This window comes from Rhodococcus sp. NPDC060176, assembly GCF_042728675.1.
Lineage (GTDB): Bacteria > Actinomycetota > Actinomycetes > Mycobacteriales > Mycobacteriaceae > Rhodococcus_F.
This window is the reverse complement of sequence record NZ_JBHWYS010000001.1, coordinates 1,550,033-1,571,765: the sequence shown is the minus strand read 5'-3', so window position 1 is coordinate 1,571,765 and position 21,733 is coordinate 1,550,033. Positions and strand designations below refer to the sequence as shown.

General features: G+C 63.4%; 21 protein-coding genes. 4 read left to right on the top strand and 17 right to left on the bottom strand.

The features are described from left to right. Positions 1-81 precede the first annotated feature (81 nt). From ACFWEM_RS07590 to ACFWEM_RS07580, 3 genes are all read right to left on the bottom strand, one after another. Entirely contained in the window at positions 82-1,077 is a 996-nt protein-coding gene (locus ACFWEM_RS07590; RefSeq protein ID WP_378532455.1) for an ATP-binding protein, read from the bottom strand. Then, the gene (locus tag ACFWEM_RS07585) at positions 1,074-1,760 is read right to left on the bottom strand and encodes a response regulator transcription factor (protein WP_003940586.1); all 687 of its coding nucleotides are present in this window, start codon (positions 1,758-1,760) and stop codon (positions 1,074-1,076) included. The genes ACFWEM_RS07590 and ACFWEM_RS07585 overlap by 4 nt, the downstream gene beginning before the upstream one ends. 65 nt (positions 1,761-1,825) lie before the next feature. Further along, a complete protein-coding gene (locus tag ACFWEM_RS07580; protein WP_378532453.1) occupies positions 1,826-2,359 on the bottom strand; it encodes an NlpC/P60 family protein in 534 nt (177 codons plus the stop codon). Between the two features lie 250 nt (positions 2,360-2,609). Here ACFWEM_RS07580 and ACFWEM_RS07575 point away from each other — a divergent pair, with 250 nt between their 5' ends. Next, a complete protein-coding gene (locus ACFWEM_RS07575; RefSeq protein ID WP_378532451.1) occupies positions 2,610-3,704 on the top strand; it encodes a serine hydrolase domain-containing protein in 1,095 nt (364 codons plus the stop codon). A 21-nt stretch (positions 3,705-3,725) separates the two neighbouring features. On the opposite strand, the gene ACFWEM_RS07570 is transcribed toward ACFWEM_RS07575, so the two are convergent. After that, positions 3,726-4,943, bottom strand: a complete 1,218-nt coding sequence (locus tag ACFWEM_RS07570; protein WP_378532449.1) for an erythromycin esterase family protein — start codon at positions 4,941-4,943, stop codon at positions 3,726-3,728. A 113-nt stretch (positions 4,944-5,056) separates the two neighbouring features. Here ACFWEM_RS07570 and ACFWEM_RS07565 point away from each other — a divergent pair, with 113 nt between their 5' ends. Further along, positions 5,057-5,752, top strand: a complete 696-nt coding sequence (locus tag ACFWEM_RS07565) for a MerR family transcriptional regulator (protein WP_378532447.1) — start codon at positions 5,057-5,059, stop codon at positions 5,750-5,752. A 21-nt stretch (positions 5,753-5,773) separates the two neighbouring features. Here the strand turns inward: ACFWEM_RS07565 and ACFWEM_RS07560 are convergent, their stop codons facing one another. Then, a complete protein-coding gene (locus ACFWEM_RS07560; RefSeq protein ID WP_378532445.1) occupies positions 5,774-8,050 on the bottom strand; it encodes an ATP-dependent DNA ligase in 2,277 nt (758 codons plus the stop codon). Between the two features lie 44 nt (positions 8,051-8,094). Here ACFWEM_RS07560 and ACFWEM_RS07555 point away from each other — a divergent pair, with 44 nt between their 5' ends. Both ACFWEM_RS07555 and ACFWEM_RS07550 read left to right on the top strand, forming a co-directional pair. Continuing rightward, positions 8,095-8,454 carry a WhiB family transcriptional regulator gene (locus ACFWEM_RS07555; RefSeq protein ID WP_378532443.1) on the top strand — a complete coding sequence of 120 codons (360 nt, stop codon included), beginning with the start codon at positions 8,095-8,097 and terminating at the stop codon, positions 8,452-8,454. Between the two features lie 65 nt (positions 8,455-8,519). Continuing rightward, entirely contained in the window at positions 8,520-9,425 is a 906-nt protein-coding gene (locus tag ACFWEM_RS07550) for a transporter substrate-binding domain-containing protein (RefSeq protein WP_317827387.1), read from the top strand. Position 9,426: 1 nt separating this feature from the next. On the opposite strand, the gene ACFWEM_RS07545 is transcribed toward ACFWEM_RS07550, so the two are convergent. From ACFWEM_RS07545 to ACFWEM_RS07490, 12 genes are all read right to left on the bottom strand, one after another. Beyond that, complete coding sequence (locus tag ACFWEM_RS07545) at positions 9,427-11,082, bottom strand: substrate-binding domain-containing protein (protein WP_378532441.1); 1,656 nt, start codon at positions 11,080-11,082, stop codon at positions 9,427-9,429. 120 nt (positions 11,083-11,202) lie between these two features. After that, positions 11,203-11,634, bottom strand: coding sequence for an SRPBCC family protein (locus tag ACFWEM_RS07540; protein ID WP_003939735.1), 432 nt, complete (start codon positions 11,632-11,634; stop codon positions 11,203-11,205). A 74-nt stretch (positions 11,635-11,708) separates the two neighbouring features. Further along, positions 11,709-13,346: a cation acetate symporter gene (locus ACFWEM_RS07535; RefSeq protein WP_378532439.1), complete on the bottom strand. Its 1,638-nt coding sequence runs from the start codon at positions 13,344-13,346 to the stop codon at positions 11,709-11,711. Next, a complete protein-coding gene (locus ACFWEM_RS07530; RefSeq protein ID WP_378532437.1) occupies positions 13,343-13,705 on the bottom strand; it encodes a DUF485 domain-containing protein in 363 nt (120 codons plus the stop codon). The genes ACFWEM_RS07535 and ACFWEM_RS07530 overlap by 4 nt, the downstream gene beginning before the upstream one ends. A gap of 162 nt (positions 13,706-13,867) precedes the next feature. Beyond that, positions 13,868-15,619, bottom strand: a complete 1,752-nt coding sequence (locus ACFWEM_RS07525; protein ID WP_378532435.1) for a cation acetate symporter — start codon at positions 15,617-15,619, stop codon at positions 13,868-13,870. A gap of 10 nt (positions 15,620-15,629) precedes the next feature. Then, positions 15,630-16,001: a hypothetical protein gene (locus ACFWEM_RS07520; protein ID WP_378532433.1), complete on the bottom strand. Its 372-nt coding sequence runs from the start codon at positions 15,999-16,001 to the stop codon at positions 15,630-15,632. Beyond that, positions 15,998-16,789: a LytR/AlgR family response regulator transcription factor gene (locus ACFWEM_RS07515; protein WP_378532431.1), complete on the bottom strand. Its 792-nt coding sequence runs from the start codon at positions 16,787-16,789 to the stop codon at positions 15,998-16,000. The genes ACFWEM_RS07520 and ACFWEM_RS07515 overlap by 4 nt, the downstream gene beginning before the upstream one ends. Before the next feature lie 51 nt (positions 16,790-16,840). Then, a complete protein-coding gene (locus tag ACFWEM_RS07510; protein ID WP_378532429.1) occupies positions 16,841-18,058 on the bottom strand; it encodes a sensor histidine kinase in 1,218 nt (405 codons plus the stop codon). Next, a complete protein-coding gene (locus tag ACFWEM_RS07505) occupies positions 18,055-18,441 on the bottom strand; it encodes an MmcQ/YjbR family DNA-binding protein (RefSeq protein WP_378532427.1) in 387 nt (128 codons plus the stop codon). The genes ACFWEM_RS07510 and ACFWEM_RS07505 overlap by 4 nt, the downstream gene beginning before the upstream one ends. A 4-nt stretch (positions 18,442-18,445) precedes the next feature. After that, positions 18,446-19,666 carry a lipase family protein gene (locus tag ACFWEM_RS07500; protein WP_378532425.1) on the bottom strand — a complete coding sequence of 407 codons (1,221 nt, stop codon included), beginning with the start codon at positions 19,664-19,666 and terminating at the stop codon, positions 18,446-18,448. Between the two features lie 15 nt (positions 19,667-19,681). Then, on the bottom strand, positions 19,682-21,325 hold the full coding sequence (locus tag ACFWEM_RS07495; RefSeq protein WP_378532423.1) for a Na+/H+ antiporter: 1,644 nt from the start codon (positions 21,323-21,325) through the stop codon (positions 19,682-19,684). Between the two features lie 122 nt (positions 21,326-21,447). Then, positions 21,448-21,639 (bottom strand): antitoxin, encoded by a 192-nt coding sequence (locus tag ACFWEM_RS07490; RefSeq protein WP_214884047.1) that lies wholly within the window; start codon positions 21,637-21,639, stop codon positions 21,448-21,450. Between the last annotated feature and the right edge of the window lie 94 nt (positions 21,640-21,733).

Here is a 21,733-nt window from a genome sequence, read left to right as displayed (position 1 = left end):
TTTCAGGTTCGGAAGTACAGACGAATGCCGATGAAGGCATGCGCCATCGCGAGATCTCTCGATCTCGTCAGGGACTTTGATTCAGTTCTGCGGCAGCACTACTCGAATGCAGCATCCCGACGGGGCATCGACGACCGCAATCCTGCCGTCATGTAATTCGACCGCCCACTTCGCGATCGCGAGGCCGAGCCCGGTGCCCCCGTCTGTCGATCCGCCGCGGATGAAGCGGTCGAACACTCGCTCTCGGGCTTGTGGTTCGATGCCGGGGCCGTCGTCGTGGACGTCGAGCACCAACTCCCCCGCGCTGCCGGAACGCACTCGGATGGCAACTTTGGTGTCGACGTTCCCGTGCTGAACCGCGTTGTCCACCAAGTTGGTCACCACCTGATGGAGGCGATCCGGATCGGCTACCACGGACAATTGCGGAGGCTTCACGTCTATCTCGATGTCGCCCGCACTCACACTCGACAGCTCGCGTAGGAATGGCTCGACCTCGAAACGGCTGCGCTTCAACGGCATTGCGCCGCCCTCGAGTTTCGAGAGGTCGAGAAGGTCGGCCACGAGCGCGCCCAGTCGTTCCGTCTGCCGCAGCGCCGACTTCATCATCGCCGGATCCGGTTCTTCGACACCGTCGACGACGTTTTCGAGCATGGCCTGCAAAGCGGTGATGGGCGTGCGTAATTCGTGGGAGACGTTGCCGATCAGCTCGCGGCGGTACCGGTCGTCGGCCCCGAGGTCCTCGGCCATCCGATTGAATGCGTGGGCGAGTTCGCCTACTTCATCGCGGGAAGTCGCTCGCACTCGCCGCGAATAGTCGCCGCGCGCCATCGCCTTCGCCGCGGCCGTCATCTCGCGAAGCGGTGACGTCATCCCGTGTGCGAGCACCTGTGTAACTCCGAGAGCGACAACCAACGCCGTCAGCAGGGCGAAACGAAACGGTTGTTGCGACGTCAGCCAGAACCCACCGGAGGCGAACAACAGTGCTGCGACAACCAGGAGGCCGACCTTCACCTTGAAGGATCGCATCGGGTCCAGTGGCCGCGGCCACCGTGCAAAGAGTCGGTCGACGCCGCTCATCTCGGCACGTCCCAGGCGTACCCGACGCCGTGAACGGTCCGGATCACGGAAGGTCCGAGCTTGCGTCGTAACGCCTTGACGTGGCTGTCGACGGTCCGACTACCCGCTCCCTCGCCCCAGCCCCAGATCTCCTCGAGCAGCGACTCCCGTGGGATCGCGGCTCGCGGTCGCTCCGCCAGATAGGCGATGAGATCGAATTCGGTGCGGGTCAGGTGGACTTCTTGCGCATCACGGCGCACTCGACGCTCGGTCAAGTCGATCACGACGTCACCGAACTCGAGGAGGTCGGCCACCGGACGAGCGGCATGCTCCGCACGATCAGCACGCCGGAGCAACGCCTGCACCCGAGCGACGAGGACACGCATGCTGAACGGCTTGCTCAGGTAATCGTCGGCCCCCACACCGAGACCGATCAGCATGTCGGTTTCATCGGCGCGAGCGGTCAGCATCAGCACGGGCACCGGGCGCACGGCCTGGATGCGGCGGCACACTTCGAGGCCGTCGAACCCCGGCATCATGACGTCGAGCACCACCAGGTCGGCATCCATCTGCTCGCAGCGGGCCACCGCGCTCGGGCCGTCGAACGCCAGCTCGACGTCGTAGCCCTCGGCGCGCAGCCTCGCCGCGATGGACTCGCAGATACTGACCTCGTCGTCGACCACGAGCACTCTTCGCTGACTCATGGAACTGACTGTATTCGGCCGTCGTGGATGAACCTGGGAGGACTTGTGAAGGTTCTGTGCAGGTTCTAGAACCTGCGGATGTTGTTGATCGGCAGATCCGTGAGGGGTGTCAGTCCGGTCGGAACACCAACACCGTAGGCGTTGAACACCATTCCGAACCCAGCGTAGATACCGACGTGCGTCGCTCCGGGATAGAACGTGATGACGTCGCCGGGAGCGAGGGCCCACCGCGGAACCGGCTGTCCGACGTTGGCCTGCTGCTGACTGGTCCGTGGCAGATTCACCCCGGCCTGCCGAAACGCCCATTGCACCAGCCCGGAGCAGTCCCACGAGTTCGGCCCGACGCCGCCCCACTGGTAGGGCTTTCCGGTCTGAGTGCTCGCCGCTGCCAGCGCGATCAGGCCTGCCGGACTCGGAATGGGCAGGGCGGCTGAACCGCTGCTGATGCTGCCCGCGCTCCCCACGCTGCCGGAACTCCCACTACTGCCGCCGCTGCCGAGGCTTCCCGGGTCGGCCGAGGCAGGGGCAGCGGAGAGCAACAGAACACTTCCAGTCAGCAGAACCGCGACCGTTCCCTTGCGGAGTGTCGACTTCTTCATGCATCCGTCCTTCGTGGGAGTCGTTTCGGCGCGCGGCAGCGCACCTCGATAGCCGTGAACTGGTATGACACGTGAAAACAAACACTTCGTTCGGATGTTAACGGCGTAGACGTGGTGTTCGGACAGGAATGATTGATCCGATTTGTCGGTTTTGAACAAACGGGCCTTACGTCCCGGCCCGGCAGAAGATCAGGGAATGATGGGGGATTTCCTGGATCCCGCGGCACGGCGAGGTCCATAGATTCGACTCATGCGCCCATATCTGCTCGTCGCCGCGGTCATCATCGGAGCCACCACGGCACTCGTCGGTTGCTCGACGCTCCAGCGCGCAGTGGAGATTCAATCGGATCTCGACGGACTCACCCGCTCGGGCGTCGTCGGGTCGATCGCAACACTCGACGACGGCACCACGACGGCTGTCATGACCAGCGGCGTGCCCAACCGGACCAACGGCGATTCGATCGGCAAGAATGATCGCGTCCGGATCGGAAGTGTGACAAAGACATTCACAGCATCGCTCGTTCTGCAGTTGGTGGCCGAAGGCAAGGTCGACCTCGACGCACCGATCGAGCAGTACCTTCCGGGGCAGATACATGGGAGCGGCACGGACGGCAACGCGATCACCGTGCGGCAGCTGCTGCAACACCGCAGCGGCCTTCCCGAGTTCGCCGGTGAACCCGGAGCCGACGAATGGATTGCCGCAAACGAGGACCGGACGCTGACGCCTTCCGCTGCGCTCGCCATCGCCCTCGGCAAACCGGCCCAATTCGTTCCCGGAACGTCGTTCGTCTACACCAACACCAACTACATCGTTCTCGGGATGCTCGTCGAATCCGTGACCGGCCGCAGCTACGCCGATGAACTTCAGTCTCGGATACTCGACCCGCTGCATCTGGGAGACACGTACCTCCCGCCGGCCGGCGAACGCGACATCAGGGGCGATCACCTGACGGGCTATCAGGACCTGGGAGGGGGCCTGACAGATGTTTCCCGGACCGAACCGTCGATCCCCTGGTCTGCGGGAGCGATGGTGTCGACGGGCACAGACCTGAACGTCTTCTGGCGGGCACTACTCGACGGGCAGGTGGTGCCGGCCGCGCAGCTTGCCGCGATGACTACTGAGCAAGTCGCCGCCACCGAAGCCGAGGGGCTCGGGTACGGGATGGGCGTCAGCGTCACCGAACTTCCTTGCGGCGTCACCTATACCGGCCACAGTGGCGGGATCTACGGGTACTACACGTTGTCCGGTGCGACGCCGGATCGTGCATTCACCGTGACGCTGACGTCGACGCCGAAGGACCAACCGGACACTGTCGCGATGCTCTCGCATGCTCTCTGCCCCTGAAACGGCTATCAGTACTGACGACTACCAGTACTGATGACGCTTCCCGTCGGTATCGGCGACGAAGATGACCGCGTCGGCGCCGTCCAACTCCGACGGTTTCAGCGGCAGATGGCCTGGCAGGATCGGCTCGCCCGCGGCGATCGACGGGCCGAGCGCGGCTCGCAGGGCCGGCGTCGGAAACAAGGCCCGACGGGTGGTCGCATCGGCCAACGCGGCTTGCAGAGTGCCCGGATCACTGTCGGGATTGGCATCGGTTGCCACGAATACGTAACGCTCCCCGAGGGCAAGTCCGACGAGTGAACCGGCGCTCCCCCAACTGACCACATCATCGCTGACCGGCATCTCGGACTGCACTCGCAGAAGATGAGCGTTGTGGGCGAACAGCAGGCTCGGCCCGCGTCGCTGCTCCTGGGCAACGACGGCCAGCAGGTTCTCCGCCATCATCTCGGCACGGAGACTGAGCAGAGTGCCGATGCGATCAGGAGCGGAACTCGCCATCGCGGCGTGGTATCGCAGAAGACCTACAGCGGTGCGTGCGTGTGCGAGGGCCAGGTCGTACCCGTCCGGGTCGGCGGGTCGCAGCACAGGCGCAGCGCGCCGAAGGATGCTGCCGAGGTCGTCCGCAATGATGCGCAGGAGGCGAGCATGATCGGAGTCACCGATGGACGCAGCCGGATCGAACATCGCCGCCGGGTTGGTCCAGTCGGCGTCCTGCCCGAGCAGAAGGTCGATGTCGTCGAACGAATGCGGCCGCATCTCAGCGGGCAGGATGTCACCTGCCGCAGACAGTGCGCGGCGCGGGCTCGGTGCACCGGAATACTCCACCGGAGCGTCGAAGCCGTAGAAGCGAACTCGGTCGGCCGGAGCGCGGCCGTGGTTGTACTCGCGTAGCCATTCGACGAGTTCGCGGTTTCCCGGTACTGCGCCGAATCCGTGGCTGAAGCCCGTGGCGAGCACTTTCTCGATGTCCGCCTCTCCCCCGCTCACGTAGTCGTCGACAAGGAATGCCGCAAAGGCGTCTGTTTCGAGCACGATCGACCGATACCCTCGTTCGACCAGCTGGCCGAGAAGTTCGTTGCGCAGCAACGGAAATGCCTTGATCCCGTGAGTCGGCTCACCGAGGGCGAGCAGAGTCGGCGCCTCGCTTCGCGCTGCGAGCAGTTCGTCGACGACGCGACCAAGACTTGCCGAGTCTTCGAGTTGGCGGCCGATCTCACTCAGTGTCGAGGCTGTAGACATGGATATCCCTTTCGAAGGTGGACTGCCTTCGACAGTATCGTTGAAGATTCGGGTGAAACTTTCACGACAATTACCTGGGGCAGATCGCTGAAAGCCTCAATCGGAGGTGATCAGTGCGGCCCATCGACCTTGCCCGTGAACACGGGTTGTCCGCACAGGCGATCCGCAATTACGACGACGCCGGCATCCTTCCTTGGACTGAGCGCAGCAACACCGGCTACCGGCGATACACGCCTCTGCACGCGCAGGCCCTGCGTTCTTTCCTTGCATTGCGCAGCGGTCACGGACACCAACAAGCTACGGAAATCATGCGGGCGACCAATCAGGGCGACACCGAGTCCGCCTACCGCCTGATCGACAGTGCGCACGTGACGCTGCTCGCCGAGCGTGGCACCCGCACCGAGGTAGCCACCGCGCTGGGGACTCTGTCCACCACGGCACCGGCACGCGTGCATGGTCCAGCATTGACGGTGGGTGAGCTCGCGCGCCGCCTCGGCGTGCATCCGGCGACACTGCGCACGTGGGAAGAGCACGGCATTCTGCGTCCAGAGCGCGAACGGTCAACGGGTTATCGCGAATACGGTCCGGAGTGTGTGCGCGACGCCGAGATCGCAAGGCAACTGCGACGCGGCGGCTACCGGCTGTCGCAAGTCGCCCAATTCGTCGACTCGCTGCGCGAGGCCGGCGGAGCAGAAGCATTGGCAGCGTTCCTCAACTCTTGGCAAGACCGGCTGACCACACGCAGTCGCAACCTTCTCGCCGGCGCAGCTCAACTCGATGCCTATCTCACGATGCTCGAGCAGACCTAGCCGAGCGATCGTCGACGCAACCTATTCCCGCCCTGTGACATCTGCCGGCCTCTTGTCCTCCCGCAGACCTCGCCAACTCGGATGACGCAGACGCTCGGTCTTCGTCCAATCCATGAACCGCACCTCACCGACGAGTTCCGGTTTCACCCACACTGCTCCCTTGCGGTCGTCGGCGGGCAGTTCCTCCTCGAACGGACTTTCCTTCTGACGCAGCGGTTCCAGTGTCGCAAGTAAAGACTCCAAGTCGCGATCACTGAAGCCGGTGCCGACGCGCCCCACGTAGGTCAACCCGTGCTCGCCCGGAATACCCATGAGCAGCGCGCCGATTCCCTGCGCTCGATTGCCCTGTCCGGTGCGCCACCCACCGATCACCACCTCCTGGGTGCGCCAGTTCTTCACCTTGATCCAACTCGACCCGCGCCGACCCGGAAGGTAGACCGATGCACGACGTTTGGCGACAATTCCTTCCCACCCGGCAGCGGCACTCACCTCCAACGCGTTCTCCGCCGTACCCTCGATCTGTGGGGGCACATCGAGTTCACCGACCTTGCCCGCCAATGCATTCAACACGGTACGGCGATCCGAATAGGACTTCCGCAGCAACGACACTCCGTCGAGGTACAGAAGATCGAAGGCCAGAAAAATCGGATCCCCACCGCGCTGCAGCAGACCGAAATCGGTGACACCCGCCTCGTTGTACGCCACCACTTCACCGTCGAGAACCACCTCATGACCGTCCAGGATCTCGGCCAACCCCGAAAGGGCGGGATAGTCTCGGGTCTTGTCGTTACCCGCGCGACTACGGAGTGACATTGTGCCCGAACGGTATTCGAGAATCACCCGAATACCGTCCCATTTTCCTTCGAAAGCCCACTCTTGCGGGTCGAGACCCTCGAGCGTTCCAGCGGTGGCGAGCATCGGCTCGAGATTCTTGGGAAACTCCGTTCCGAAACTCGCGTTCTGATCCTTCATCAGATGCATCAGCCACTGGTCACCCTTTGTCCGGATCAACGCGAACCGTCCCTGCACCCGCTCCCCGTGAAGGCGCACGATCACCTCGTCGTCACGCCACTTCTCGGTCTCGTATGTTCCGGAATCCCAGATCGTCATCGAACCGCCGCCGTACTCCCCTTTCGGAATCGTGCCCGAAAACGTCGCGTATTCGAGCGGATGATCCTCGGTGTGTACGGCCAGCCGATTCTCTCCGGCACTGGTGGGCACGCCCTTCGGGACTGCCCAGGATACGAGCACACCGTCCCGCTCAAGGCGTACGTCGTAATGCAGTCGTCTGGCGTGATGTTCTTGAATGACAAAGGTATTGCCCGCTGTCTCCTTGGCCACCGCAGTAGGGATCGGCTCGGGCGTCCGATCAGCCGATCGTTTGTTGCGATAGTGCGTCAACGTGTCAGCCACAGCCGCCGAGACGGGCGGATCCAAGGCGCCCAGCAGATCACCGTCTGATTCGACGCGCTCCAGAACCTCGTCGAACAGCAGGTGGCGCAACTTCGGATCGTCGAGTTCGTCCCAACTACGCGGCGCGGCAACATAGGGTTGATCGCGACCGCGAAGCGAATAGGGCGCGATGGTGGTCTTGGCGGCGTTGTTCTGGCTCCAGTCCACGAAAATCTTGCCTGCCCGGACATTTCGAGCCATCGTTGCGGTGACGAGATCCGGGTGAAGCTTCTCGAGTCCGGTGGCGATCTGCTTGGCGACAGTCGACGCACCACTGCCGTCCAAAGTTCGATCCAGCGGAACGTAGAGGTGGATTCCCTTGCTACCACTGGTTACCGGATAAGCAGTCCACCCCAGAGTTTTCACCAGATCTCGAATCGACCTCGCCACCTCGGCGCACTCGGCCAACCCCACGCCCTCACCCGGGTCGAGATCGAACACCAGTCGTGTCGCCGGGCCACGCTCGGAACCGTCGAACCGCCATTGGGGAACGTGCAATTCGAGTGCCGCCTGCTGCCCCAACCACGCCAGGGATGCAACGGAATCGAAGATCGGGTACGTGACAACACGATCCGAGTGTTGCAGCGCCGCTCGGGTAAGCCACTGCGGCGCGGACGACGCAAGGTTCTTCTCGAAGAAGGACTGGCCATCGACGCCGTTCGGCCAACGCTTACGAGTACCCGGCCTACCGACGACGTGCGGAAGCATGACTGCGGCGATACGGGTGTAGTAGTCGATGACTTCGGCCTTCGTGGTCCCACTCTCGGGGTAGAGGATCTTGCCCAGATTGGTCACGGACACCGTTGTGCCGTCGAGCGTGATCTGACCCCGATCCGTCGTTGCCATTTCCTCATTGTGCTGGAAACCGCTGTGTCTGGATACCGCTGCGTATGGCAGTAGAAATCTGGTGGATCGGAAACCTGCCGCTGCGCCAGTCCACGGGCAAGACTGGATTCTCGATCGGAGAGGAGACCACGATGACAGTTCGCAGTTCCCCGGGGCCGTTAGTGGAGAACAACTGGCGGATGTTCGCCACCTGTAAGACGGTGGACCCGGCGGTGTTCTATTCGCCGGGTGAAGAACGCGGACGCAATCGGGCCGCACGGGAAAGTTCCGCGAAGCAGGTGTGCTTCCGCTGCCCCGTCATCCGGGACTGCCTTACTTTTGCACTCGAGACCGCTGAACCACACGGAGTCTGGGGTGGGACGACGCCGTCTGAGCGCCTTGCGTTAAGACGCTCAGCTGCGTGAACACCTCTCGTACGAGACCCCCGTCACGTCCGTACCGGACAAACAGGCAAGATGGCCTTGTGCCTATGACACGACGCGCTGTTGCCGTGACCGCGATCTTCGCTTCCTCGATCTTGTTGGGCTCGTGTTCGTCGCAACCGGAGGCACCTGCGGCAGCGGACACCACGACCACGGTTCCCGAGGCCTTCACCAAACTGCCCTCGACCACCGCGGTGGACAAGTGCGGACCCCAGAGCGGGACCACCCTCGAAGACGGTGTCTTGACCATCGCCACCGATTCACCGGCGTACGCACCGTGGTTCGTCGACAACAATCCGTCGAACGGCAAGGGCTTCGAGGGTGCCGTGGCCCGCGCCGTCGTCGACAAGCTCGGGTACACCACCGAGCAGGTGCGCTTCACCACGGTCGCCTTCAACGACGCGTTGAAACCGGGCCCCAAGGATTTCGACTTCGACGCCAATCAGTTCACGATTTCCGGGGAACGACGCGAGAACGTCGACTTCAGCTCGCCGTATTACGCAGTGGCGCAGTCGGTGATCGCCTCACGCGGAAGCAAAGCTGCTGGTGCAAAGAATCTTGCGGATCTTGCCGGCTACCGCTTGGGCGCTCAGACGGGTTCCACCAGCCTCGCGGCGATCACCGACACGATTGTTCCGACCACTGCGCCACGCGAGTTCGCGACCACGGACGACGCGAAAGCAGCGCTGGCCGCGGGTGAGATCGAGGCGCTGGTCGTCGACATCCCGACGGGATTCCACATCACCGAGAACGAACTCCCCGGGTCTGTCATCGTGGGTCAGTTTCCGCGGCCCAACGCGGTCACCGAATTCTTCGGTTTGGTGCTCGAGAAGAACAGTCCGCTGACTGCGTGTGTCTCTGCCGCCGTGGATGCGCTCTATGCCGACGGCACCCTCGAGAAGCTCGCGACCGAATGGATCACGGACAGCGCGGACGCACCCGTTCTCGAGTAATTCAGCCGGCGCGCCCACTGATCGCGCCGACGAAGACCTTCGGGATATCTGCCGGTGTCGGAGCGAAGTGACTGTTGCCGCCGGTGAGTGCCGAAATCTGCTCGAGCACATCGGTATCGGCGTCATCGGTGACGCCGATGGTGATGATCGGCACCGGGCGCGCCGGGTCCTGTTCGCGAGTCAGGGTGTCGAGAAGTTCTTGCAGCGAGATCCCTGCCGGATCGTCGTTGGCACCGTCGGTCAGCAGAATCACCGAATTGATCGACGCCGGATCGTAGGACTGTTGCACCGACCGATACGCGGCGAGAACGCTGTCGTACAAACCTGTTCCACCGCCGACGATCGACGAGAGATTGTCGATCTGAGACAGTAGTTTGCTCCGATGGTCCGTCTCGCCTTCCATTGCATCCATACGGGCGATGGGTTCGAGTTCGCGGTAGTCCGTCCCGTCACCGAGGTCCACGGAGAAGGCCCAGAGGCCCAATTGTGCGTTGGCGGGAAACATTCGGATCGCGATGTCGCCGGCCTGCGCGGTCGCGGCCATTCGAGTGATCCCGTCCTGCATGTAGTCCATGGACCCCGAGACGTCGACAACCGCCAATGCGCGCGATGGTCTGGACAGAATCTCGTACCGCGCCAGGGCTTTGGTGACGACAGCCGGATCGGACGGCACCAGCGGCACAACCTTCCCCACTCCGCCGGCGACCAGTGGGGCCTGATCCGCGCCGCGGAACCCGAGGCCGGCGAGCACGGAGCGTCCGGTGTCCGACGTCAGAGCCGCCGCCAGTAGTTTGCCGGCTTCGTCTGTCGTCGACGAGTCTGCGCCCACACTTGCCATTGGGTAATCCATGAAGACCGAACCGGACGCCGGTACCGACGCGGCGAGTCCACTGTCAGCATGCGCGGCGAGATAAGCCTCGAAGGTCTGCTCGGTAGTCACCGCGGTCCCGCCGTCCGCGTCCACGGTTTGGATGCGTCCGGTCGAACCGGTTTCCTTCAGATTTCCGTACTGCGCTTGCGCCACCGGGACCAGGGCTGCCGAAATGGACGTGAGGTCCCCGCCCCGCGACTGGGTCTCGGCAAAGGCTGCCACGATCGGCGCACTGGAGACGGCACTGGTCAGGGGATCACCGATGTGCAGTGCTGGAGCACCGAGGACATCCGTCCATGCACCGGGTGCCTCGCTACCCGGCGCCGAGACGGTGACAACAGGGGTGGACGCGACCGAACTGCTGATCCGGCGAATCTCCTGCCCGCTTGCCGAAACCTTGTCCAGCCATTCGCTCGAATCGGGGATCCACAGTGCGGGCGCCGAACCGTCGGCGATCGCCGCGACGGTGAGCGCGGGATCTTGCGGCGTCACGCGCAGTGACGTGCACCCGAGATTCGCAGCGGGAATGGCAGCGGCGACGGCTTCGAGCGCTGAGGCGATCGACGGATCGGCCGCCACAGGCACGGTTTCCTGGTTGTCGCAATTGGTTGCTGTCGCAGCAGCAGCGGCGCCCACGCCGGGTTCTCCTTTGTCGCTGACGCTCTTGAACGTCACCGCAAATGCTGCGGTTCCACCGACTGCGACTACCGCCAGGAGTCCGATCAGAACCTGCACGGATCGAGGCATGGACGCAGGTGGTGCGCCGTACCCGTGACGAGACGACATTGAGCGAATCCTTTCCGGCGGGACCCGCACCAATAACCAACCGATGCCTGGTTTATCCCGCCGAAAAGAATCCTAGCTCATGTTAGCGGCGAAGTAGCTCTATGTGTATATCTCGACAAACTAGGTGTAGATCTGAACAAACTGGGCCAGCGACTTCTCCACATCGCCCTTGAGCGCCCGCGCCACACTCGAACCGATCGGGCCGAACAGCGGCGCGCCACCCAACTCGACTGTCAGCGCAAGTTCCGACCCGTCGCCCTTTGCCTTCACGTCGAGTTCGAGACCGAGCTTGACCCCGCCCTTGCCGTCGCCCTTGAGCGAGATCGCCTTCGGGACGTCGTACTTCTTGATGGTCCACCGAACGCGGTTGCGCAGGCCCTTCACGGTCACGACCGAGCTGATCTCGGTGCCGACACCCAACTGCTCGGGAAGTTCACTACGCCATCCGTCGTGAACCACGAGCCAGTTTTCGTAGCCGCTGAGATCGGAAGCCTTGTCCCACACTTCCTGAGGAGGAAGTGGAACGTCGATTTTCACTGTGAGCTTTGCCATGGCAGAACAATAAGCCCCGTGCGCCTTTTCCGTAACCAGAGGTACCAGAAAGGCGCACGGGGGCTTTGCCCCTCCTAGTGGCTGACGGCTTTCTCGACGCCGACGCCGGTGAGGGAGCGAACTTCCATCTCTGCCTGCTTTGCCGGATCTTCGATCTTGTTGCGTCCGATGTATGTACCGACGATGCCGAGGACGAATGCCAGCGGGATCGAGACGATGCCGGGGTTCGAGAGCGGGAACCAGGCGAAGTCGGAGTTCGGGAACATCGACGACGCCTTGCCCGACACTGCCGGGGAGAAGACGATCAGCGTCAAGCAGCTGATCAAACCGCCGTAGATGCTGAAGAGTGCACCGGTGGTGTTGAACTTCTTCCAGAACAGCGAGTACAGCAGGGTGGGCAGGTTCGCCGAGGCCGCCACTGCGAAGGCGAGAGCCACCAGGAAGGCGATGTTCTGCCCCATCGCCATGATGCCGAGAACGATGGAGACGAGTCCGATGACCACGACGGTGATTCGAGAAACTCGAACCTGCTGCTCCTCGGTTGCGTTGCCGCGCTTGATGACACTGGCGTAGATGTCGTGGGCGAACGACGCGGACGCAGTGATCGCGAGGCCGGCAACGACGGCGAGGATGGTCGCGAACGCCACCGCGGAGATGATGCCGAGGAAGATGGTGCCACCGAGTTCGAAGGCGAGCAGCGGAGCTGCCGCGTTCTCCTTACCGGGTGCCGCCAAGATCTTGTCCGGTCCGACCATGCTGGCCGCGCCGTAGCCGAGAACCAGTGTGAACAGGTAGAAGGCGCCGATCAGCGCGATCGCCCAGGTCACCGAGCGGCGAGCTTCCTTGGCAGTGGGCACCGTGTAGAAGCGCATCAGCACGTGCGGCAGGCCGGCGGTGCCGAGCACCAAAGCGATTCCGAGAGAGATGAAGTCGAGCTTCGTCATTCCGGAGAGTCCGTACTTCGCACCGGGCCCGAGGATGTCTCGTCCCTGCACACCCTTGGTGGTGGAGCTGTTGACCATGTCCTGCGCATTGGCGAGCAACTGAGAGAAGTTGCCGCGCACTGCCCACAGTACGAGCACGAACATGATGCCGGCTCCGGCGACCAGCAGAACCGCCTTGACCATCTGTACGTAGGTGGTGCCCTTCATGCCGCCGACCAAGACGTACACGATCATCAGCACACCGACAATTGCGACGACGATCGACTGTCCCACTTTGCCGTCGATGTTGAGCAGCAGCGCCACAAGTCCACCGGCGCCGGCCATCTGAGCAAGGAGGTAGAAGAGGGAAACTGCCAGAGTGGACAGCGCTGCCGCCATACGCACCGGACGCTGCTTGAGCCTGAAGCTCAGGACGTCAGCCATCGTGAATCTTCCGGTGTTCCTGAGCAATTCGGCCACCAGAAGCAGCGCAACCAACCAGGCGACAAGGAATCCGATGGAGTACAGGAAACCGTCGTAGCCGTACACGGCGATAGCGCCTGCGATGCCGAGGAACGACGCCGCCGACAGGTAGTCGCCGGCGATGGCGAAGCCGTTCTGTGGGCCGGTGAACTGTCCACCGCCAGTGTAGAAGTCGGATGCCTTCTTGGTGGTCCGGCTGGCGCGGATGACCAGCGTCATGGTCACGACGACGAACGCGAGGAAGATCGCGATGTTGAAGGCGGGGTTTCCTACGTCCGTTCCGGACGCGGCGAGTGTGGTGATCACTGTGCGGGACCTTCCAGTTCTTCGCGGATGGCGGCGGAGCGGGGATCGAGCTCACGGCCGGCGAACTTCACGTACCACGCGGTGATGGCGAAGGTGGTGACGAACTGCCCGAGGCCGAGGATGATGCCGAGATTGATGTTTCCGAGAACCTTGGTGGCCATGAAGTCGTGCGCGTAGGTAGCCAGGACGACGTACACCGCATACCAGAGCAGGAAGAATGCAGTGATGGGGAAAACGAACTTGCGCAGACGCGTTCGGAGTTCCTGGAATTCGGGACTCGCTTGCATGTCTATGAATGCCTGGGCATCCGGGGTGCGTCGCTCTTGCGACGACCCCTCACTGATTTCTGCTGTGGACACTGCCGGCTCCTCGCCTCGCGTGTGAAGTGAACTACGCACAGACGTTAGTGAGATCAGAGTCACATGAAGATGCTGTGGTGCCAGTCACACGCTGAGCAGTCGCGCGCTGCGCCGAACGGTCAGGCAGGCGCGACCAACGGCAGGGGCCCTGAGCGATGAAAGTCAGGGTTGGCGGAGATCGTCCTCGCGGTCGGAGCCCATTCCGAGCCGTTCAGGGGCGTGCATCCGCGTGAAGATTCGCGCGATATCTGCCGGTACCTGCTTCGCCGACGCCTTGCTCACGACGATCATCGTGACGAACGCCAGCGGCACGCTCACCGCGGCCGGGAACGCGAAAATGGCCGCCGGCCAGCCACCGAGGACGTTCTCCGACAAACCGCCCAGAACTGCGACGGTAGCGGCAGTTCCCGCGACGAACCCGCCGACCACCATCCCTGCCCCGGCGCCGACGGCGGTCAGGCCGCGCCACCAGATGCCCAACACGAGCAGAGGGCAGAGCGTCGACGCCGCGACCGCGAACACCAACCCGACAGTTCTCGAGAGGTCGACCGACACCACCGCCAGCGACAGCACGAGCGGAACGACACCCGCCAGGAGTGCGGCAATGCGGAAATCCCGAACTCGACCGCGGAGGACATCGGTACTGAGGACCCCTGCGATGCTGACGAGCAATCCGGACGACGTCGACAGGAAGGCGGCAATGGCACCGGACGCCACGAGGGCTGCCAGCAGTTGTCCGCCCCACCCCGAGAACACCGACCCCGGCAGCAGCAGCACCGCGGCATCCGAGGTACCCGTGATCAGAAGTTGCGGAACATACAGGCGAGCGAAGACACCCAGGAGTGTCGGAAACAGGTAGAACACGCTGACCAGACCGACAACTGCGAGCGACGTCAGACGAGCGGCCCGGCCGTCGGGGTTGGTGTAGAAGCGGACCAGAACGTGAGGCAGGCCGAGAGTTCCGAGGAATGTGGCGAGCATCAGCGAGTACACCTGATACATCGGGTGCGGCCCACCGAAACCCCAACCTGGAGTGATCCAGTCCGAGTTCTGCGCAGGCGCTCCGGCGACGACCGGAACCGCGGCTCCTGCGTCGAGGACCATGGACATGCCTTCACCGAGGGTGTGCTCCCCTGGCCCAAGGGTGACGGTGCCTTCGACCGCTCGCCCGTCGACCGTGCCACCGCTGACCGTCACCGGCTCGGACACCTGGACCACGACGTCGGTGGTGATGTCCACCGTCGTTGCAGTGGTGACCGTCGGCGGCATCGACGCGCCGACGTCGTTGTGATCGCCGAAGAAGTAGAAGGTCAGTGCCACAGCGGGAATCGCGACGGCGGTCAGTTTGAGCCAGTACTGGAAGGCCTGAACGAAGGTGATCGAGCGCATCCCGCCGCCCACGACGTTGGCGATGACGATGACGCCGACCGCAACGCCGCCGATCCAACTGGGAACACCGAGCAAGATGTTGAGCGTCAGGCCCGCGCCTTGGAACTGCGGAATCAGATACAGGATGCACACCATCGCGACCACGAGCATCGCGAGCTTGCGCAAGCGCGGTGAGCCGAGACGGAATTCGGCAAAATCGGGGACGGTGTACGCACCCGAACGCCGAAGCGGCGCTGCGACGAACAGCAACAGCGCGAGGTATCCGGCGGTGAATCCGATCGGATACCAGAGGGCGTCTGCACCGTATTTCGCGACCAACCCGGCGACTCCGAGAAACGAAGCAGCAGAAAGGTACTCACCGGAGATGGCCGTCGCATTCCACCGCGCGCTGACGGTCCTCGACGCGATGAGAAAGTCCGAGGTGGTGCGAGCGAGCCGAACTCCGTAGATACCGATCGCCACCGTCGCCACAGCCGCTGCCACGATGCCGATCACCGTCAACACCGGGATAGGTTGTCCTCCCACAGCGCCGCGCTCAGTCGTCCACGATGTCGGTGAAGTCCTGCTCGTTCCGTTCCGCCCGACGTACGAACACCCAGCCGGTGATCAACAACAGGGGATACACCGCGCCGCCCATCACGAGCCACGGCAATCTGATTCCCAGGACAGCGACGTCCGACAGCGTCGGGAAGAGGTGCGTCAGAAGCGGTACGGCACACAGAAGCCCGGCTGCGACGACCGCAAGGCGGATCGCCAGCCCCAACTGCGCGCGAACGAGACCCCGGATCATGGCGTCACCGACCTCGGTCTGTTCCTGCACCTCCACCCGTGTCCGCACGATCCGAGCGCCGCTGCGTTGCGCCAACACCACACGCTCACGTTGAGGAGGATCGGACTGCGACGTCATCGCGACAACCAACTCTGCTTGGGCGCACGAACCAGACGATCCTTGAGTTCACGGGTGTGTCTGCGGCTGACCGGAAGCTCGACGGGAGGCTTGTCGCCGTGCGGGCGCAGACACACCACCAATCCACTGCCCACCGTGCGGATACCGGTGACCAGCGCCAGAGACACCAAATAGGAGCGGTGAACGCGCAGGAAGCCGGCGTCGGCCCAGCGTGATTCGAGCGTCGAGATCGGAATGCGCACCAGGTGCGACTTCCCTGCAGTGTGCAAACGCGCGTAGTCCCCGTCGGCTTCCACCCACTCCACCGAGGACCGCTGAACGAGCGTCGTGACACCGCCCAGTTCCACCGGGATCACCTCGTCGGTCGAGGAAGCTTCGGGCTTGCTCTCGCTCTTGGCGCGCCCGGCCAACCCCACGATCCGTTGAACGGCCTGAGCGAGACGCTCCTCCCGGAGCGGTTTGAGTAGGTAGTCGACGGCACCGAGATCGAATGCCGCAACTGCTCGATCGTCGTGCGCTGTCACGAACACCACGGGCGGCGGCGTGGCGAAGTTGGAGAGAATGCCGGCCAGTTCGAGACCGTCGAGTCCGGGCATGTTGATGTCGAGAAATACCGCGTCGATGCTTCCACCGCGCAGGATCCTCAACGCGGTCGTCGCATCCGATGCAGTGTGAACGTGCGCGACCGAGCCCTCTGCGCGCAGCAAGAACGCCAGCTCGTCGAGGGCTGGTTTCTCGTCGTCGACGGCGAGGACGGTCAGCTGGGCATCAGTGTCAGTCTCGTTCACAACAGGTCCATGTTCCCACGACGGTTTCAGCCTGATCATCGAAGGCGAGAATCAGACGTGAATCCCCTGCTTGAACTTGGGAACACGCATACTGACCTTCGTTCCGGCGCCCGGCGCCGTCTCCACTACGAGTCCGTAGTCGTTTCCGAACGCGGCGCGAAGCCTGTCGTCGACGTTGGCCAATCCGACGTGAGCGGCTTCCCGCGCGCTGGGTCGTCCCGATCCCGACTCGATGGCGTCGAGTGAACCGGAGCGCAGTAGTTCGGGATCCATCCCCACTCCGTCGTCCTCGACGCTGATGATGCAGTCCGGTCCCTCGTCCGCGGCCACGATGCTGACAGTGCCGCCCTCCGGCTTACTCGAAATGCCGTGACGAACCGCGTTCTCGACCAGCGGCTGGAGTGCCAGGAAGGGAAGCACCACGTTGAGCACTTCGGGTGCAACCTGAAGGCGGACGTTCAGCGCCTCCCCGAATCGCGCGCGTTCGAGAGTCAGATACCGATCGATGTTGCGTAGCTCGTCGGCGAGCAGGGTGAACTCGCCCGCTGATCGAAACGAGTACCGGGTGAAGTCCGCGAACTCGAGAATCAGTTCTCTGGCACGCGCCGGGTCGGTCCGCACGAAGGACGCGACGGTGTTGAGCGCGTTGTAGATGAAGTGGGGACTGATCTGCGCGCGCAGAGCCCGCACTTCCGCTCGATCCAACAGGGCCCGGGACGCGTCGAGGTCGGCGAGTTCGATCTGGCTGCAGGCGTACCGAGCGACCTCGGTGACCGCTCCGAGCATTCCCGGCCACGGATCTTCGCTGGTGACGATTCCCATCACCCCGACTACGCCGATGTCCTCGATCAGCAGTGGTTGCGCAATCAGCGCTCGCACGCTGTGATCGCTCGATCCGCGCACCAGGTCTGCGTGGGTGACGAGCACCCGGCGCTCACCTTCGATCGCGCGAATGGCGGCGTCGTGGAACTGATCGGCCAACGCTTCGTGACGACCGTCCCACGCCAGCAGATTTCCCGACGCGTCCGCCAGGCCCAAGCCGGAACCGCCGGTCAGCTCGCGCAGGTGAGGCGCCGCCTCCGCCGCCGAATCCTTGTCGAGTCCGCGCCGAAGTGGCCGCGCTGCAAGCGAAGCCGTGTGGAGCGCCGCGTGGACGGCACGCTCGGTGGGGGTGGTCACCTCACGTCTGGTGCGCATCCACACCGCTGTCAGCGCCCCGGCCACCGCGAGAATCAGTACGCTCAGAAGCGCGACCACGGCCGGGCTCAACGTGAATCCTCGTCCAGTTTCCGGATCAGAGTTTTCGAAGCCACCGTGCGGTACGCATCTTCGACGACGTCGGCGACGTCGTTCCAAAATTTCTCGTCCTCGGTTTCGTCGGCGCTCGGCACGTCGAGGTACACGCCGATCCATCCGCGGCCACCCACGTACGGCGGAACGAAGAACCTCGACGGATCGCGGCTGACCCAATCTGCCTGCGCCCCAAGGGGTGCCGCGGCCCAGATCGCAAGGCGATCGTCGTGGTGGTGATCCGCCATGGTGACGAACTGCGGCGCCTTGCGCACGAACCACGACGCTTCACCGTGGCTGACCCGCTCGGTCGCTTCCGGCAATGCCAGTGCAAGAGCGCGGATTCGCTCCAACGGCGTCATCGATTCACGACCCGCAGGTATTCGGCGCCGGCACACCTGCAAATCGATCCTTGACCCACGCAACAGCTCCCGGCACAGCGGCGCCGTCCGCGTGACCCTCGCCCGGCCGCGCGTGGAACTCGATGACGTCACCGTCGGCGCAGGCACGTTCGACCGCCGCCTCGGTCCACTCCGGACGGATGAGGTTGTCATTCGTACCGACGACGACGTACATGGGACCGCTCGCCCGTTGACGTGGGAGAGCAACGTCGCTGAGCCACGCGTGAATTCGATCCGCGTCCTCGGCGGTGGCGGGCCGGGTGTCGGCCGGCGTGACCTTTCCGACTAGGCCCAACTTTTCGGTCGCGCGAGAGGTCAGGCACGAGGTGAGTAGTTCGTAGTTCTGCTCGAATGCTCCGCGCACGTAGTCGGTTCGTTCGAGTTCGGGATGGGTGAGTGAGAGTCCTTCAAGCACGTACGGGAGCAGCAACTGCTGTGGGAGAGACAGATTCACCTCGGAATCGCTCGAGATGATCGGTGAGATGTCCGCAGCCGGGGACAGGTTTGCCGCACCCACGAATTCGAGGCCGTCGCCGTACGTCTCGGCTTCCTCGGCTGCAGCCCAGGAGGCCTGCCCGCCTTGGGAAAGCCCCAGAGTTGCCCACCGAGTCGAGGTGTCCGGAACGACGTTGCGCGCCGCTCGAACCGCGTCGATGACGTTGAACGCCGCGGTGTCGGGTTGCAGGTAAGGATGCGGATCCGGAGTGCCGAGACCCTCGAAGTCGGAGACAGCGACAACGTATCCCGAGTCGAGGAACGGTGCGACCAGGCCGATCGTGCCGAAAAGAGTCGGCGACGTCGACGGCGCACAGTCGTCCGAAATACCCGTCGTGCCATGGCCGATGGAAACGATCGGCCAGCCACCCTCCGGCGGAGTTCCAGGCGGCGTGAACACCGTTCCCGATACCTGAGTCTCCCGGCCGTCGATGCCGGAGGTGGAGCCGTAAAGGATCTTGACCGCACTCGCTCCGGACGCCGCCACTTCCGCTGTGCTGGTGAAAGGTTGACTGTCGAACACGACGCCGCGTTGAGCACTGTTCTCGACCGGCGGGGTGGTGGTGGTGGTCTCGGTGTCGGTGACAGATATGTCAGGCGAGACATCCGATCCGCAGGCGACGCTCACGAGAAGTGCGCTCGCCACCAGTACTCCCCATCCTGCGCGAACTCTCGAACTCCGAACCGTCATACGCAGTGTTCCCCTCTATTTGCCCGCGCTGCCTGCTCGGCGACGCCTGACACGTTCCTCGGCTGCGGCCTCTTCGATGTCGAGTCCTTCCAATACGGTACGCAATACCTCGTCGTCGAGATCGCCGTCGTCGCGTGCGGCGATCAGCGCAACTCGCTGCGAGCGCAGTGACTGATGCCGGAACTTGTCGAACAACGCTCCCGCGTTCCACAGGACAGCCTCGCGATCGGCGTCTTCGTCGACCTCCTGGAGTTGAAGCCTCGCCTGCATCGAACGCCGCACACGTTCGACGATTGCCTGCAGTTCCTTTCCGTCGATCCCCGGTGGAGGGTGCGCCGCAGCGTCGGCCAACGCCTTCTCACCGGCCTTGCGAGAAATGTTGCGTGCCAGCTCCATCTGTTCCTGCGTGCGCAACTGCTCGTAGGGATCCGCGACGTCGAGGCGGCGAATCATGAACGGCAGAGTCGAACCCTGAATCAGCAGGGTCCCGACAGCGACGATGAACGCGATCGCCTGGATGACGCCGCGTCCGGGGAACGGCTCGCCGGACGAGAGCGCGAACGGAATACCGCCGGCGGCAGCAAGAGTCACGACGCCGCGCATGCCCGCCCACGAGACCACCAGATTCTGTTTCCACGTCAGTTGATTCTCGCGATCGCGGCGCAGGGTTACACCGAATCGAACACGCGAGTAACTCAGGAACAGCCACAGAGGCCGAATCACGATGACCACGGCAAGGACTGCGAGACCGTATGCGAACACGTGAAGCACCGGAAGCCCGTCGGCGACAACATCGTCGATCACGAAGCTCAGTTGTAGACCCATGTATGCAAAGACGAACATCTCGAGAAGAGTGTCCAGACTCGACCACACCGAGCGCTCCTGCAGTCTCGTCATGATCGACGCATCCGTCGAATAGTGCCCGATCACCAAGCCGGCGACCACGACGGCCAGAACACCGGACGCGTGCAGTTCTTCGGCGGCCAGGTACGCAGCGAACGGAAGCACCAGCCCCAAGCCGGTTTCGAGTGGAGAGTCGTACATGCGGGCACGAACGAACTTGACGACAAACGCGAGTACCAAGCCGACGACGACGCCACCGATCACTTCGTACGCGAAAAACAGCAGGGGCGAATCTGTGGCAATTCGCGTTCCGGTCACTGCTGCGACGGCGACTGTGAAGAGCGTCAGCGCGGTGGCGTCGTTGACGAGCCCCTCGCCCGTCAGGATGGCGATGACCCGTTTCGGGAGCCCGAGTTTCTGACCGACCGCCACCGCGCTGACGGCGTCGGTCGGCGCGATCACGGCCCCGAGCACGAGGGCGGCGCCGATCGTGAACTCGGGCACCATCCATTCGGCGAAGAAGGCAACCACGAACGCCGTCACCAACACCATTCCGACGCCGAGACGCAGGATCGGTGCCAGGTTGCGTTTGAAGGTCGCCACCGAAAACTTCAGAGCGGCCGAGTAGAGCAGCGGCGGCAGGACCACACCGAGAATGACGTGGGGGTCGAGTTCGGGTCGCGGCATACCGGGTATGAACGATGCGACCGAACCTACCGTCACCAAAACCAGCGGGGCCTGCAGGTTTCGTCGATTGGACAGCCCGGTGACTGCAATGGCGGCAATGACGACCAGCAGAATCCAGGTGAAGTTCACGCGTTCATTCTGCCCGCCGACCCTGGGAGTTCACCCAGCGGACGCACAGAAGCCCGCAACCTTTTCGGTTACGGGCTCCTGAGCAACGGTGTTACCGAAAAACGGTATTGCCGAATCCGGTCTTACTGCTTTTCGGGAACAGCCTTCTTGGCGGCCTCGGCTGCCTTGTCGATCTTGTCGCCGTACTTGTTGCCGGTCTTGTCGTCAGCAATGTCGGCGACCTTGTCGATCGCGTCGTGAACTTTGTCGGAGTTCTCCGCTGCGAGCTCCTGGCCCTTTTCGACCAATCCCTTGACGTTGTCCAAGAAACCCATGTCCGTGTCCTCTCCCGGTGCTGACGCACATCCTTCGGCGGAATCGTTCCTCCGCGCCCTTCGATTCTCACAGGTCGACGGCCTCCGCGCCAGA